Raw genomic sequence first — 14,517 nt, forward strand, 5'->3', positions numbered from 1 at the left:
TAACTATAGGCTTTTGATGGAAGAGGTTGGGTTTCTGGTCAATAGGCCGAAAGCGTTTCTGTGCGTTTCGCAGAGCGCCGTTGCTGCCTGATCACGATCCCTGAATCTACCAAACAATGCATTTATGACGACACCCTCAGGAGACATCGCGCCATTGATGTACCATGGCGATTGTGGCTGGGAGATCTACCTTGCCTGTAGCCAGAACGGGGATCGCCGGGACGACCAAAATCATCTTGGGCACCCACAACTCCGGAAAGCCCTGCTCCCGTGCGCAAGCACGCAACTTTTCGGCGGAACTTTCCCGAGCGTCCGTAACCAGCACAAGCTGTTCGCCCTTCCGGACATCCGCCAGGCTCACCACGACGTGCTGCGATTCCGGCCATAGCCCCTGTGCTAGGAGTTCGATCGCAGCGAGCGAAACCATTTCGCCGCCGATCTTCGCAAATCGCCGCGCGCGGCCCTGGATCGATATAAAGCCATCGTCATCTATCCTGACGATATCTCCGGTGTCATGCCATCCGCCTTCGGGAGGAACAACAACACCCGGATTTTCGGCGGCTAAATATCCAGCCATGACATTGGGACCACGAATTCGCAGCCGTCCTCCGTCGGCAAGTCCCGGTACCGGCACGAGGTTGGTTTCAATTTCCGGCAACGCCCGCCCAACGGTGCCGAAACGATTGGTAGCAGGTACGTTGAACGCGATAACGGGCGCGCATTCAGTTGCGCCATACCCTTCCAAAATCTCAGTTCCGAAAGCAGCCCACCGGCGACGCGTTTCCTCCTTGACGGGTTCCGCCCCAGCAACAACTAAACGGATGCTATCCAGCTCTCCTGGTTCTGCCGCGCGCGCATACCCCAGCAGGAAGGTATCCGTGGCCATCAGAACGGTAGCGCGGCTCGCGTGAATGGCGCGCGCCACTTGCCGATACTGCAATGGATTTGGATACAATACGACTTTCAAACCGTTGAGCAGCGGCATGAGCGTCGCCGCCGTGAGGCCAAAAGAATGAAACATGGGCAGTGGGTTGAGCACGACATCGGCCGTCGAAAGCACTCCATCCGCATGCGCGAACATTTGGCGAGAGTTGGCCATCAGGTTGGCGTTGGTCAGGACGACGCCTTTCGGCAACCCCTCAGTGCCGGACGTAAAGAGTACCGCGGCAGCTTTTGAGGGACCACTGCCTTGCCCTTGATGAAACCACCCAGCATACAGACTACGCATCGCCCCAAGAGCTTTATCGAAGAGGCCGATACTTTTTTTCACGTCCTCAAGATAGACGATGCGCACCATCTGGCCGCTGCCGGTCCGCGTTTCGCTTATCGCCTCGATAACGGGTTCAAGTTTGGCCATCTCTACGAACCGGCGCGATGTAACGACAGTCCGTATAAGAGCCGTCTGGGCAGCTGATGTCAGATTGCGCGAACCCGATGTGTAATTGAGAATCGCTGCAACCCGTCCAAAGGCGTTCAGGCCGAATAACGTAATGAGAAAGCCGGAAACGTTGGGGAGCAAAATCCCGATGGCTTCGCCCTGACGAGAGCCTTTACACAGTCGCCGTCCCAGAATCAGGCTGGCGAGAACAAGGCGACTGTAGCTGAGTTTTTGCCCCTCAGAATCCTCAACCGCGATCTTATCGGGTCCGAAAAAATCCCGGCCCGCCAGAAGACCAGCGAACAGCGTGTCAATCTGAGGCTTGGAGACAGGTGAACCGGCCATGCCACGTCTACTTACATGAAGATCCAGTTCGAACGATGTCTGAGAAGTACCATACCGCGCAAGCGCGGACGAAGAAATACCGTCATGCACGACTCATAACTCGATACCGATCCGGGCCGAAGAAACTGCTTCAGAAGAGTGTCATCGGGAATTTTTCCCATGTTTCTCGAAAAGTGATGGCTAACTTTCGAGCAGCTCAGATGCGACCATATAAACTAAGCGTCGCGCAAAAGCACCAATAAGTGATGTAAAAGCATCAATTATCGTGATTGACCGAAAAGGAACATCGCCGAATCACAGATAATGCCTAGCGGATAACCAGATCCTGCCTAAGTTTCTATCTTGTCTAGTATGTCGTTGCAAAGTTAACCTGAAAATATTGGCGAGAAGAGATAACAAAAAAATCCAGGTTGGGAAGTGCGCCTAAGTGGAATGTGCCCGGCTATAGCCGCCGGTCCATCGAGACTTATGGAGCATAACCATGATAGAGATTGTACTATCGGTCTGTTTGATCGCTGAACCCGCGAATTGCAAAGATGTAAACCTAAGTTACATGGCTGGGAGCATCACGCCGTATCAGTGCATGCTTCATGGGCAGAGCGAAATTGCTAGGTGGCAAGAAGGCCACCCCAATTGGCGCGTAGCACGCTGGACGTGTGGACGGGTAAAGCAAACGGCGAAGGCCTGATCTGCTCACCGACTACGTTCCAGGGTTTCCTGCGGTATTCCCGTCGTTCGGTGCCTCGCGTATATCCATTGGTATCAGTCCATACCAACTAGGATTCGCAATGACGCAAGATCAAGGCGCCCCCAAATTCGCGACGCTGGCCGTACATGCCGGCGCCGCACCAGATCCCTCAACAGGTGCACGAGCGACGCCGATCTATCAGACGACGTCCTACGTATTCAATGATGCCGAGCATGCCGCGGCATTGTTTGGCCTTGAGGTCTTCGGCAACATCTACACGCGGATTATGAATCCAACACAAGCTGTGCTGGAGGCCCGCATTGCTGCGTTGGAGGATAGTACAGCCGCGCTGGCCGTTGCATCAGGTCACGCTGCGCAGCTTCTCACGTTTCAAACGTTGCTAGAGCCGGGTGATGAGTTCATCGCTGGCCGGCAGCTTTACGGCGGCTCCGTCAACCAATTCAATCACGCCTTCAAAAAGTTTGGATGGAACGTGGTTTGGGCTGATGCTACGGACCCCGCGAGTTTTGCGGCGGCTGTAACGCCTAAGACAAAAGCGATCTTCTGCGAGTCAATTGCAAATCCAGGCGGGATCATCGTCGATCTCCCGGCCATTGCGGCGGTCGCAAAGAAAGCTGGAGTGCCGTTCATTGTCGACAACACTTTGGCGACCCCATACTTGTGCCGCCCCAAGGAACACGGCGCAGATATCATCATCCACTCACTCACGAAGTTTATGGGCGGCCACGGGAACTCAATCGGTGGCGCGCTCGTCGACTGTGGAACCTATGACTGGCTGGGAAGCCGTCATCGTTATGCGACGCTGGTTGAGCCAAATCCCTCATACAATGGCATGCGCCTCGCCGAGACATTCGGCGACTTTGCCTTTGCCATAGCGGCACGCGTAATGGGATTGCGGGATCTGGGTCCGGCGATCTCTCCAATGAATGCGTTTCTCATTCTAACAGGGATAGAGACTTTGCCTCTGCGCATGCAGCGCCATTGCGAGAATACCCTTGCAGTCGCAGACTGGCTGCAACGCCATCCGAAAGTGGAGTGGGTGAACTACGCGGGGTTGCCCGGCAACAAGTACCACTCCCTACACCACAAGATCTGTCCCAAGGGGGCGGGAGCCGTCTTCACGTTTGGGCTGGCAGGCGGTTACGAGGCTGGCGTGAAGTTTGTTGCGGGGCTGAAGATGTTCAGCCACCTCGCAAACATTGGCGATACCCGCAGCCTTGTGATCCATCCAGCTTCGACTACGCATCGCCAGCTTACGGACGAGCAGCGCGCTGCTGCTGGGGCTGGCGACGATGTCGTGCGGCTCTCAATCGGCATCGAAGACAAGGCTGATATTATCGCGGATCTGGAGCAAGCGCTCGAAGCGGTGTGAGCATTCGGGCTTTGCTGACTGAGGATCATCGCAAGCAAGACAGAGCCCGGTGGGTTAAAAACCCCCGGGCTCAACCGTGTCGGTTTTGGGCGCACCTTTCAGCGGTGGGGTGGACATGAAGCATTGCGGGTTCGGTTTGCCGGGCCTAACCGCACCACGACTAAGCGCGGTTTCCGTTCGGTGTTTGACGCGGTGCCGACCTCGCACGCCAGTTGGTCCTATCCTCCTTGGGCGTCCGACCAGAACACTTCAGGTCATTTTCGAATTCGGATCATCTCAGCTTGCTGGATCGGAGCCCCTGCGCCTTCGCCCATCGTTGGACGTTCGCATCGAATCCTTCTCCCACGATGCTGTCGCAAAGCTCTACGATAGAGCGTGCAGAGACAAACCTTATTCGATCATAGATTTCAAATTTTGATTATTGAGACGCCACGCGAAACTACTGTGTTTGGGCGAGAAGTTGCGCGGCGATAATCTGACCAGGTGGGAGCATTTTCTTAAACCTCCTTCTGTTCGAGACGCTAATCTTGCGCTCGTATTATCTATGTGTCAATGCCGAGGGAGCCTCGCAAGACCCGAGAGTTTTGATTTTTCATTTTTTCGAAAACCGTCACTGGCGATCTTCGTCGTGGTTAACCCGGTATTGAAATCTGAAGCATTAAACTACTCGAACGCCGACTTTCCGTGGACCGATTGACAGGGTGATCTGCGGCTCAAGTCTTGGAGTTTTGGGGAGATTTTTGCGAGGCAGGATATGGAGCGCGTTCTCGGTATCTTATCGATTTTCGCCGGTGTTCTGATTGCTGGAACTTTTCTTTCAACGGGGCTCTCTCAGCCGGACTCGGCAGATGCCATCGGCCGACAACTCGCCCAAAACGGATTTCAGCTACACATTGATCCGATATCGTTTATCGCGGGCGTTTTGGGTGGGGTCGCCCTGTGTCAGTTGGCCAAGATTTGCTGGATAGAGATCCCTCGCCGCGTAGTGAAATGGCTGAACGAGAACATGGGCCACTTCGGCTATATCTGCGCTTGTGGCGCGCTACTGCTCATCCTCATCTACATCTGATGTCGGCTGGTTCCGTCACTCCATTCGCCTGAAAATCAAACGGCCCGGAATTGCTCCCGGGCCGTTGGCGTCTCGAAAGACGAAGTTGGTCGAATTAAACAGAGTAGTACATGTCGTACTCGACGGGATGCGGCGTCATCTCGTAACGCATGTTCTCTTCCATCTTCAGCTCGATGTAAGCGTCGATGGTATCGTCCGTGAACACGTTGCCCATCTTGAGGAAGGCGCGGTCCTTGTCGAGGCTGTCCAGAGCTTCGCGTAGGCTGCCGCAAACCGTCGGGATGTTCGCCAGTTCGGCAGGTGGCAGGTCATACAGGTTCTTATCCATCGCATCGCCCGGATGGATCTTGTTCTGAATGCCGTCGAGGCCAGCCATGAGCAACGCAGCGAATGAAAGGTAGGGGTTCGCGGTCGGATCCGGGAAGCGGATTTCGATGCGCTTTGCCTTCGGGCTGGTGGTGTAGGGGATGCGGCATGAAGCGGAGCGGTTGCGAGCCGAGTAGGCCAGCAGCACAGGAGCCTCGTAGCCTGGAACCAATCGCTTGTAAGAGTTGGTCGACGGGTTCGTGAACGCGTTCAGCGCCTTGGCGTGCTTCAGGACACCGCCGATATAGAACAGGCAGGTCTCGGAGAGATCTGCATACTTGTCTCCTGCGAACACCGGCGATCCATTCTTCCAGATCGACTGGTGCACGTGCATGCCCGAGCCGTTGTCGCCGAAGACAGGCTTCGGCATAAAGGTGGCAGTCTTGCCATAAGCCTGCGCCACGTTGTGGATTGCATACTTATAGATCTGCAGATGGTCAGCGATCGTAACGATCGGCGCAAACTGGATGCCGAGCTCGTGCTGAGCCGAAGCAACTTCATGGTGATGCTTCTCAACCTTCACGCCCATTTCGGCCATGACAGAGAGCATTTCAGAACGAATGTCCTGTCCGCTGTCGATGGGAGGTACCGGGAAGTAGCCACCCTTCATGCGTGGACGGTGTCCGAGGTTGCCCATTTCATATTCAGTGCCAGAGTTTGACGGCAATTCGGTGGAGTCTACGCGGAATCCGGTGTTGTAAGGATCGGCGGTGAAGCGCACGTCATCGAACATGAAGAATTCGGCTTCCGGACCGAAGTAGACGGCGTCACCAACGCCGGTCGACATCATGTAGGCTTCGGCCTTCTTTGTAATAGAGCGAGGGTCGCGCTCATAAGGCTCGCCCGTGGAGGGTTCGAGTACGTCGCAGAAGACCGCCAGCGTCGTCTGGGCGAAGAAGGGATCGACATGGGCAGAGGTTGGGTCTGCAATAAGAAGCATGTCGGAGGCTTCGATGCCCTTCCAACCTGCAATGGAGGAGCCGTCGAAAGCATAGCCATCCGTAAACACGCTTTCATCGATGCATGATACATCGGCGGTCACGTGCTGCATCTTGCCCCTCGTATCCGAGAACCGGAAGTCTACGAACTTGACGTCCTTGTCTTTGAGTAACTGAATTACATCACCTGCGGTCTTCATATCGGCTCCCCTGTGAGCGGCTAGTTTTAGGTCATTGATTTGAAGTCTGGCCCCGCTATTGGCGGGGCACCTCGAGGCGCTACTAAATGGCTTCCGCGCCGGTCTCGCCGGTACGAATGCGTATAGCTTCCTCGATCGCGGAAACAAAAATCTTCCCGTCGCCGATGCGGCCAGTTTTCGCGGCTTTCTGGATGGCTTCCACCGCTTTGTCCAGCATCTCGTCAGCAAGCACAACTTCCACCTTCACTTTAGGAAGGAAGTCGACGACGTATTCGGCACCTCTGTAGAGCTCGGTGTGGCCCTTCTGCCGTCCGAAGCCCTTGGCCTCGATTACCGTGATGCCCTGCAGGCCGATTTCCTGCAAAGCTTCCTTCACTTCGTCGAGCTTGAACGGTTTGATAATGGCTTCGATCTTTTTCATGATTTCCTCGGACTTCCCTTCATCTGCCTGTCAGCGTGAACGCGGACGGTAGACCCGCCTTGGTTAGCACGCGGCATGCCAGTTCGTGAGTGACATATAAAGTCATTAGAAAACAATCGCGTAACGACGGAGCGGCGAAATTTAGAGCAGAATGCCGTTATTTGATTGCACAATAATTAGCCGTTCTGCTCAAAAAACGATCGGATTGAAATATCTGACGAGAAGATCCACCACAAAAGGAGCTGGTTCTCAATGCACCAAGGCCTCGAATTACTGACCAACTCCGAAATGGCGGAGGCGGATCGGCTTGCCATCGAACGCGGAGTGCCAGGAACGGCCCTGATGGAAAAAGCAGGTCGGGCGGTGGCGGACGCTGCAGAGCGGCTGGCCGCAGGCGCACCGATCGGCGTTTTCTGCGGACCTGGGAACAACGGCGGAGATGGGTTTGTAGCCGCGCGTTTGCTGCGCGAGCGCGGCTATGAGGTGCGCGTGGCGTTGTTGGGGAGCAGGGATCGCCTGCACGGCGACGCGGCAGTGATGGCGCAGCGCTGGGAGGGAAATGTCGAACCCTGGGGGCCTCAGATTCTCGAAGGAGCTGGGCTCGTTATAGACGCGATCTTCGGTTCCGGTCTCGCCCGACCCCTAACACAAGAAGTCGCCGAGGTGACCGGCGCGATGAATTCCGTCACTCTACCCGTCGTCGCCGTAGACGTTCCCACTGGCCTCGATGGCGGATCAGGACGCGCTTTCGAGGGCACGGTCCAGGCAACGGAAACCGTAACGTTTTTTCGCCGTAAGCCCGGCCATTTGCTTGAGCCGGGTCGTAGCCTTTGCGGGGAGACAAGCGTCGCAGACATCGGAACTCCAAGCGACGTTCTGGAGGAGATTAAACCCCAGGCGTTTGCCAACGCTCCCGATCTCTGGGCGCACGTTTTTCCGCGGCCGAAACCGGGCGGACACAAATATTCTCGCGGACACGCCGTCGTCGTTTCGGGGCAGGCGCATGCAACCGGGGCAGCGCGCCTGGGCGCGCGGGGCGCGCTCCGCATCGGCGCAGGGCTCGTCACTGTCGCGAGCCCGCCTGACGCGATTGCCGTCAATGCCGCGCATCTAACGTCCGTTATGCTGATTCCAACGGAGTTTCCCGACGGCTTCGCGGATGTTCTGGCAGATACCCGCCGCAATGCCGTGCTGATTGGACCCGGCGCGAGCGTCTCGGAGCAAACGAGGCGCACTGTGGAGCTTGCGCTCGTGTCGCAGGCGAGCGTCGTGCTCGATGCCGACGCATTGACTTCGTTTTCTAATCTTCGTGTAGCCTTTTTCGACCAGATCCGGCGACGTCGGCCCGGCTTGGCAACCGTCATGACGCCGCACGAAGGCGAGTTTACGCGCCTCTTTGACAAGGCGCAGACTGTTGTCTCCAAGCTAGAGCGCGCGCGCCGCGCAGCCGTATTGAGCGGCGCGCTGATCATCCTCAAAGGACCTGATACCGTCGTTGCGGCGCCTGATGGACGCGCTGCGATCAATGAAAACGCGCCTCCGTGGTTGGCGACAGCAGGCTCCGGCGATGTGTTGGCGGGATTCGTGACCGGTCTTCTGGCGCAACACATGCCCGCGTTCGAGGCTGCGTGTGCCGCCGTTTGGCTCCACGGCGAATGCGCCAATATGTTCGGACCCGGACTGATCTCAGAAGATTTACCGGAGGTTCTACCGAAAGTGCTGGAGCGGTACGTGTTATGAAGCGAAACGCACATGCTGATTGCCGCAGCTCGGTCACACATCGACGGGCGGGACGTGTTAGCTGTATAAGTTGAAGACGCGTCGCGACTTAACCAACGTGACGCATTCGGTTCGTCAGACGTGTGACCATCTGGATGAGCACCCCGCGATTTATGACAATGTCGGATACCGATAGGTCAGTTGAAAAAAGGGCCGCGACGACGCGGGCGATAACAGCTGCAGTCGTATCTGCAGCTGTGGCGGTCTTGTTTTCAGCTTTGCCGGCGCGTTCGGAAATAAGCGAATTACGCGCCCGCGACGCGGCGATCGCGCTCTCTCGTGGCGATTCGGTTGCTGCCGTTGATCACTACACAGCAATTCTTGCTGAAGAGAACATTCCCGACGACCGGCGGGCAACTCTGCTGAACGATCGAGCGGTCGCCTATGTTCGTCTTGGTAAGACACGCGAGGCGATTGAAGACTACAACAAAGCCGTTGTCCTATTTCCCGAATATGCAGCGGTCTACAATAACCGCGGCAATCTTCTGATGGCGCTTGGGCTCCACGGCGAAGCATTGAAAGATTTCAATCGCGCCATCGCTTTGGCGCCAGGCTATGCTGCGGCCTATAACAATCGTGCCGGAGCCCAGTCGCGTCTCGGTCACGCCGATGATGCGATCCGCGATTACACGCGAGCGATCAAGTTGATGCCATCGAGCCCGGCGCCCCTGGCCGGACGCGGCAAAGCGTATCTGTCTCAAGACCGCCCCCACGCTGCAATCCGCGACTTTTCGCGGGCCGTCGGTGCGGACGCGCGATTCGCGACAGGCTATCGCAACCGCGCCGAAGCCAAAATTGAGGTTGCCCACTACAACGAAGCCATAGAAGACCTTTCCCGGGCCATCGCGTTCGATGTGGCGAACCCCGAGGCTTATCTATTGCGCGGTCATTCCTATCTGGCGATTGGCGACGCACCGGCTGCTGTCACGGATTTCACACGCGTCATCGAGTTGGCGCCCTCCGATACGATCGGGTATGAGGCGCGTGGGCTGGCGAATACAATGGCCGAAGCGTTCGATGCCGCATTTGCGGATCTTAATGAGGCTATCCGCCTCAATCCGCGTTCCGCTACGGCATTTGCGTATCGCGGATTTGCCTATGTTCGGAACGGCCAACCCGACATCGCCCAACGTGATCTCGACGCCGCGGCGGCGTTGGAAAAGGACAACCCCGAAGTCCTCTGGGCATTGGCAGAATCAGAAGAAGCGCAGGGCAGGTCAGAGAAAGCTATCGAGCATTTGCGACGCGCTCTGGCGATCAAACCTGACTTCAAACGCGCGGCCGATTCTCTCCAACGTTTGGGTTTTGTGCTCGCTTCGGCAAGTGACACCCCAGTTAAAGGACTTGGTGGGTTCGGCTGGCAGGTGATCGCCAACAGTGGCCGTTTTTACGCTGTGAGCGACAATCACCCCAACATCCGGGTGCCGCTCGAGCCACTCGGAGAAGGTCAACCGCGAATTTTGTCGTGGGAGCTCAAGGACGCACCGTTCCGCGATATTGGTGTGCTGACCTATCATGGCGGCGTGATTGAGGGCCGCGAGAAGCCGGAAGAAGTCGAATTAGCCGCTATTATCGATTTGAAGTCCAATAGTGTGGTGGCTATCGAACCACATCGGCAAGGCAAGGAAGTCTCCAACTGGACGTGGGGAGAGAATGGCCGCGTGACGATCGCAAGCGTTGATGGTGTGACCGACGAATTCACGCTGCGTCAAGTGAGACAGGAGCCGACCGTTTCTCGTTATCGACAGCAAGACCGTGGAGAGTCTTCGGATCCGTATTGGGCACCTTGGAACGAAGGCCCGTGGGCGTCTGACCCGTCCCACCGTTCGCGCTCAGCGAGTCGAGCCCGAAAGGCCAAGAAGCCGAAATCATTTTTCCAACTACTGTTCGGCAACTAGACCTGACGCCGGTAGCCTCGGCCAATCGGGAAGGCTTTAGCGAACCGTGTGCTTTACGGCCTCAGACTGCGCAAACACGGTGGCGACAGGCTTTTTTCGCGGTTTTGTTGGGGTAACTTTCGCGTCCCAACCCTCTGTAATCGGAGCCGTTTTTCTTCCCTTGCTGTTTTCTTCCGCGTCCTTGGTCTTCACGTTGTCGACGACCTGTTGGAAACGTTCCGGAGCCATACGCGGTAGAGGTGCGTCGACCACTTCTTCGATTTCGGTTTTGCCAGTCTTGCGATCCAAACTCAGCCTATAGATCTGCGCTTCTTGAGAGGCACACTTGTCGAACGTGTGACGGAAGCAGGCCGACGCGGAGGACGTTGAAAAGACGGTAAGAATGGTAGCAAGAGCAACAGGACTGCTCGCAATGAGTCCAACGATGCGAGCCATGATCGCTTCTCCCTCAAAATTCCGATGTCAAGTTTCCCGAATTTGATCTCCTAACGCTCTGGCAGTTGCGCATGTTCCGGCGCGAAGATCGCGGCTGGGTACAAAGCTGCGAAAAAACGAAAAATGCCCCGAAACGCGCGGTCTCGGGGCAGTCAGGCTCTGGGGAACAAGTGGAGCGTCGGCGAGTACCCAGCTCAGCGATCCGTTCGTCAAAACGTTACGATGGGCTAACGCGCTCGCCACTGTGAACTTAAGAATGCAGCAATCGACATTCTGTTCCGTGGGAAACAGGTGCCACCTAAATTTTCAACGCCTTGCATGCGATAGACGGCATTGCTGCAACACTAAGAGTGCGCTGGCTGTGTATGCCATCATGGGGCATCTTGAATTCGCTAGGTCGCGCGGCGCATTATCCCCCACGGGACGTGGCAGCATTTTATCCGGCCACGATATTTTGGGAGCCAGACGTGAGACAGATTTTCATATCCGCCGTAATTTCCATGGCCGCCACTTTGGCGATTTCTGCTCCAGTCTCGGCCGAGCAGTGCCCCGGGAATGACCAAGCGCTTGGCGTTTCACGTACGGTCGAAATAGACACCCAGGGAGGGCCGGGGTTTGGCTTTGCTCAATATAAGATCTACGACTTTCTTGAACCAGGTGAAGTCGTCCTGACATTTGACGACGGACCATGGCCAAATACCACGCCGGCGGTTCTCGACGCCCTGGCCAGCCATTGCACCAAAGCAACCTTTTTCATCATCGGAAAACACGCCGTCTGGCATCCGGAAATCCTGAAAAAAGTTGCGGCGGCAGGCCACACCATCGGGACCCATACTTGGTCACACGCAAATCTCTCCAAAGGGAAAATGAAGGGGGATGCCGGGAAAGCTGAAATCGAAAAAGGGATAAGCGCAACGAAGTTCGCACTGGGCGACGCCCCGTCCCCCTTCTTCCGTTTCCCGTTTCTTCAAGACCCGAAGGAAATGGTCAGCTACCTAGCTGAGCGTAACATCGCCATTTTTTCGATGGATCTGGATTCGTTCGATTTCAAGCACCGTAAGCCCGAGGGCGTGATCAAGGCGGTTCTCGATAAGCTCGAGAAGCAGGGCAAGGGCATCATCTTGATGCATGATTTCCAGAAGTCGACGGCAAAGGCGATGCCGGAGCTTTTGAAAAAGCTCAAGGAAAAGGGCTATCGCGTCGTTCACTTGACGGCGAAGGATCGAGTGGTGTCGCTGGAACAGTATGATACGGAGATCGCTAAGGAATTTGCCGGACCCACCGCATCGAGCCGCCCGGTGTCGAGCGTGGTCCGGACAATTACAGGCAACTGACGGCCCCTCCACTGCGTTTTGGGGTCGCTTGGGAATAAACGCGCAAGACGACCCGCGCCGCTTTTAAGTACAAGTCGGCGTTATAATGAGCGCGGATGGGAGAGTTGACGGCAATGAAGAAGTTGCTGCGTGGCGTATGCGGCGGGCTCGCCACCGTTATCTTCGCGCTCGTGTGCATCGTGCCGAGCGCGAGCTCCGCCAATACATGCACGAGAGACGATTTCGCCTCAGCGGTTGATGAGGCGGGTGCGGCGATGCGGTCCTACAATAGCTCTGCCGCGCCGGAACTGTCGGCCAAGCTGCGCCAACTCAAAGCTCGCAAAGGGTGGACGGATGCCGCCTACGAGCAGATGGCGATGGACTATCTGCATGACGCGCGCATCGCGGGCCTCGATCAGAAAGCCAACGATCTCCTTGCCAAGGTCGATGAACTTGGTAGCACCGACGAAAACGTCGCCCCCGACTGTAGCAAGCTCAACGAACTAAAGGCCACGAGCTTGGAATTGCTCGCGGTCATGAAGGCAAAGTCGAAATACATTTTGGGTAAGATTGATGGGGAGTTGAACCCCGCCAAAGCCAAACCCTCCGCCCCACTGGTCGCAGGCGGCGAAACGGGTACGCCTTTGATCGCACCATCTCAGGAGCCAGCTCCGAGGGCTGCTCCGCAACAGCGGACTGCTGAAAAAGCGCCGGCGCCGAAGATGCAGGAGCGCGCGGCACCGGCGCCCTGGAACACGACAACGCAATCCGATCCGTCCCACTCGTCCGCCGGGGACACGTCGCGTGTGCCGGACACCGCGTTTCTGGAACGCCGACCGGACGCAAGTGTACCCGGATACACGCAAGAAAATTTGCCGCCGGCGGGACTTCCACCGGATGCCTTCGAAAATCCGGATGATGGTTACACGATTGAAGAAATTCGCGATGCGAGCCGTGGTTTTTTCGGTTCTATCTCTGCGAACTTGGCAGCAGTTATCGAGCACACGTTCCGGAACTGGGGGCGTCCGACAGCCTACGTTCTGGGAACCGAGGGCGGGGGCGCTCTGCTCGCCGGACTACGCTACGGCAAGGGAATGCTTTATCTGCGAACGGGCGGAACCCAGACGGTGCACTGGCACGGTCCCTCGCTCGGCTATGACTTCGGCGCAGAGTCCTCGCGGACCATGTTCCTCATCTACAACATGCACGATCCGTCAAAGTTGTTCCGCAGGTACATCGGCGTTGATGGCTCGGCCTATTTGGTCGGCGGCGTTGGCGTCACCCTACTGAAGGGCGGACCGACGATCATGGCGCCGATCCGAACCGGTTTAGGTCTCCGCGTCGGCGCCAATGTCGGCTACGTCCGCTTTACGTCTGAACCGACGTGGAACCCGTTCTGATCGCCCTCTAGTACCCGTAGGAATAGGTTCGGGAGCCGTAGCGCGGTTTGTAGTAACGCGGCGTCGGATCGCCGGGCCAAACGTAGCCCTGAGACGGCGCGCGGTAGACTTGCCGCGACGCGGAACGCCGTGCCTGCCTGCCGGCTGAGGCGGAGGGACTGGCAGAACTCCATGTCGATTTAGCCTGCCGCGTGGTGCTCGGCCGTTTCGCGACAGAGGCCGGGGCAACGCCACTTAGCGAGATGCGCGTGCGGGCTTTTCCGTGTTTCTCAACGAGTTTGTAAAATGTCTTCGCATGCGATGGCGCCAAACGGATGCAGCCATGGGAAGCCGGGCGGCCAAGAGCGCCCGTGGCATAGGTCGCGTGGATTGCGTAGCCGTGATGGAAGAAGACCGAATGCGGCATCGGCGCGTTGTCATACTTCTTGGAGTAGTGCATGCGCGTCATCCATTGCGGCTTATAGGTGCCCGTCGGCGTCCGGTAGCCTTCGCGGCCCGACGAGATCGGCCAGCTATGGATGACTTCGCCATGCGAGGATACGGTCATGCGCTGTCTTGAAAGGTTGATGGCCACCTTGAGGCTTGGGGGCAGCGGCTTGATATCCGCTGGCTTTGGCGCTGGCGGAGTAATGACCGCCGTAACCGCATTACTCTCGGCGGAAGACTTGCCCGAGGGAGCAGGTGGGTCCTCTGAAATGGACAGACCGCTACCGGGTGCAACGTTCGCGACAACCTGTTCTGCCGCATCTGAAACGCCGCAACCCAAAGTGACGAGCGCGACATAGGCGCAGGCGAACTTCCGCATCATTAATCTCCAACTCGGGTACAACGCTGAAGTGATTACGATGTCGGGTTCTGAGGATTTATTAAATTGAGAAGTGATCTGATGGAAAA

Annotated in this window: 11 protein-coding genes; 6 read left to right on the forward strand and 5 right to left on the reverse strand. The window is 56.9% G+C overall.

All coding sequences use genetic code 11. From position 1 onward, the window contains the following. Positions 1 to 136: 136 nt before the first annotated feature. Positions 137 to 1,723 (reverse strand): AMP-binding protein, encoded by a 1,587-nt coding sequence (locus YBN1229_RS12995; RefSeq protein ID WP_052743923.1) that lies wholly within the window; start codon positions 1,721 to 1,723, stop codon positions 137 to 139. A gap of 788 nt (positions 1,724 to 2,511) precedes the next feature. Between YBN1229_RS12995 and YBN1229_RS13005 the strand changes: the two genes are divergently transcribed. Both YBN1229_RS13005 and YBN1229_RS13010 read left to right on the forward strand, forming a co-directional pair. Then, positions 2,512 to 3,804, forward strand: a complete 1,293-nt coding sequence (locus YBN1229_RS13005) for an O-acetylhomoserine aminocarboxypropyltransferase (protein WP_046478897.1) — start codon at positions 2,512 to 2,514, stop codon at positions 3,802 to 3,804. A gap of 754 nt (positions 3,805 to 4,558) precedes the next feature. Next, a complete protein-coding gene (locus YBN1229_RS13010) occupies positions 4,559 to 4,873 on the forward strand; it encodes a hypothetical protein (protein WP_046478895.1) in 315 nt (104 codons plus the stop codon). Positions 4,874 to 4,967: 94 nt separating this feature from the next. On the opposite strand, the gene glnA is transcribed toward YBN1229_RS13010, so the two are convergent. Further along, complete coding sequence (glnA, locus tag YBN1229_RS13015; RefSeq protein ID WP_046478894.1) at positions 4,968 to 6,377, reverse strand: type I glutamate--ammonia ligase; 1,410 nt, start codon at positions 6,375 to 6,377, stop codon at positions 4,968 to 4,970. A gap of 82 nt (positions 6,378 to 6,459) precedes the next feature. After that, positions 6,460 to 6,798, reverse strand: coding sequence for a P-II family nitrogen regulator (locus YBN1229_RS13020; protein WP_046478891.1), 339 nt, complete (start codon positions 6,796 to 6,798; stop codon positions 6,460 to 6,462). Positions 6,799 to 7,050: 252 nt separating this feature from the next. Between YBN1229_RS13020 and YBN1229_RS13025 the strand changes: the two genes are divergently transcribed. Both YBN1229_RS13025 and YBN1229_RS13030 read left to right on the forward strand, forming a co-directional pair. Further along, entirely contained in the window at positions 7,051 to 8,538 is a 1,488-nt protein-coding gene (locus YBN1229_RS13025) for a bifunctional ADP-dependent NAD(P)H-hydrate dehydratase/NAD(P)H-hydrate epimerase (RefSeq protein WP_046478889.1), read from the forward strand. A 158-nt stretch (positions 8,539 to 8,696) separates the two neighbouring features. Continuing rightward, on the forward strand, positions 8,697 to 10,475 hold the full coding sequence (locus YBN1229_RS13030) for a tetratricopeptide repeat protein (RefSeq protein WP_046480579.1): 1,779 nt from the start codon (positions 8,697 to 8,699) through the stop codon (positions 10,473 to 10,475). A gap of 36 nt (positions 10,476 to 10,511) precedes the next feature. Here YBN1229_RS13030 and YBN1229_RS13035 read toward each other — a convergent pair whose 3' ends face one another. After that, a complete protein-coding gene (locus YBN1229_RS13035; protein WP_046478885.1) occupies positions 10,512 to 10,910 on the reverse strand; it encodes a hypothetical protein in 399 nt (132 codons plus the stop codon). Between the two features lie 302 nt (positions 10,911 to 11,212). Here YBN1229_RS13035 and YBN1229_RS13040 point away from each other — a divergent pair, with 302 nt between their 5' ends. Together YBN1229_RS13040 and YBN1229_RS13045 are read left to right on the forward strand one after the other, a co-directional pair. Then, a complete protein-coding gene (locus tag YBN1229_RS13040) occupies positions 11,213 to 12,244 on the forward strand; it encodes a polysaccharide deacetylase family protein (RefSeq protein ID WP_432264133.1) in 1,032 nt (343 codons plus the stop codon). 113 nt (positions 12,245 to 12,357) lie between these two features. Then, positions 12,358 to 13,623 (forward strand): DUF1134 domain-containing protein, encoded by a 1,266-nt coding sequence (locus tag YBN1229_RS13045; RefSeq protein WP_076605412.1) that lies wholly within the window; start codon positions 12,358 to 12,360, stop codon positions 13,621 to 13,623. A 7-nt stretch (positions 13,624 to 13,630) separates the two neighbouring features. Here YBN1229_RS13045 and YBN1229_RS13050 read toward each other — a convergent pair whose 3' ends face one another. Continuing rightward, positions 13,631 to 14,431 carry a L,D-transpeptidase gene (locus YBN1229_RS13050; RefSeq protein ID WP_244464930.1) on the reverse strand — a complete coding sequence of 267 codons (801 nt, stop codon included), beginning with the start codon at positions 14,429 to 14,431 and terminating at the stop codon, positions 13,631 to 13,633. Positions 14,432 to 14,517: the final 86 nt, after the last annotated feature.

Source organism: Candidatus Filomicrobium marinum, from assembly GCF_000981545.1.
GTDB classification, from domain to species: domain Bacteria; phylum Pseudomonadota; class Alphaproteobacteria; order Rhizobiales; family Hyphomicrobiaceae; genus Filomicrobium; species Filomicrobium insigne.

What these genes read in the sequence shown, in the direction of transcription:
- YBN1229_RS12995 (WP_052743923.1), bottom strand. Translation starts at nt 1,723, where the DNA reads ATGGCCGGTTCACCTGTCTCCAAGCCTCAGATTGACACGCTGTTCGCT.
- YBN1229_RS13005 (WP_046478897.1), top strand. Translation starts at nt 2,512, where the DNA reads ATGACGCAAGATCAAGGCGCCCCCAAATTCGCGACGCTGGCCGTACAT.
- YBN1229_RS13010 (WP_046478895.1), top strand. Translation starts at nt 4,559, where the DNA reads ATGGAGCGCGTTCTCGGTATCTTATCGATTTTCGCCGGTGTTCTGATT.
- glnA (WP_046478894.1), bottom strand. Translation starts at nt 6,377, where the DNA reads ATGAAGACCGCAGGTGATGTAATTCAGTTACTCAAAGACAAGGACGTC.
- YBN1229_RS13020 (WP_046478891.1), bottom strand. Translation starts at nt 6,798, where the DNA reads ATGAAAAAGATCGAAGCCATTATCAAACCGTTCAAGCTCGACGAAGTG.
- YBN1229_RS13025 (WP_046478889.1), top strand. Translation starts at nt 7,051, where the DNA reads ATGCACCAAGGCCTCGAATTACTGACCAACTCCGAAATGGCGGAGGCG.
- YBN1229_RS13030 (WP_046480579.1), top strand. Translation starts at nt 8,697, where the DNA reads ATGTCGGATACCGATAGGTCAGTTGAAAAAAGGGCCGCGACGACGCGG.
- YBN1229_RS13035 (WP_046478885.1), bottom strand. Translation starts at nt 10,910, where the DNA reads ATGGCTCGCATCGTTGGACTCATTGCGAGCAGTCCTGTTGCTCTTGCT.
- YBN1229_RS13045 (WP_076605412.1), top strand. Translation starts at nt 12,358, where the DNA reads ATGAAGAAGTTGCTGCGTGGCGTATGCGGCGGGCTCGCCACCGTTATC.
- YBN1229_RS13050 (WP_244464930.1), bottom strand. Translation starts at nt 14,431, where the DNA reads ATGATGCGGAAGTTCGCCTGCGCCTATGTCGCGCTCGTCACTTTGGGT.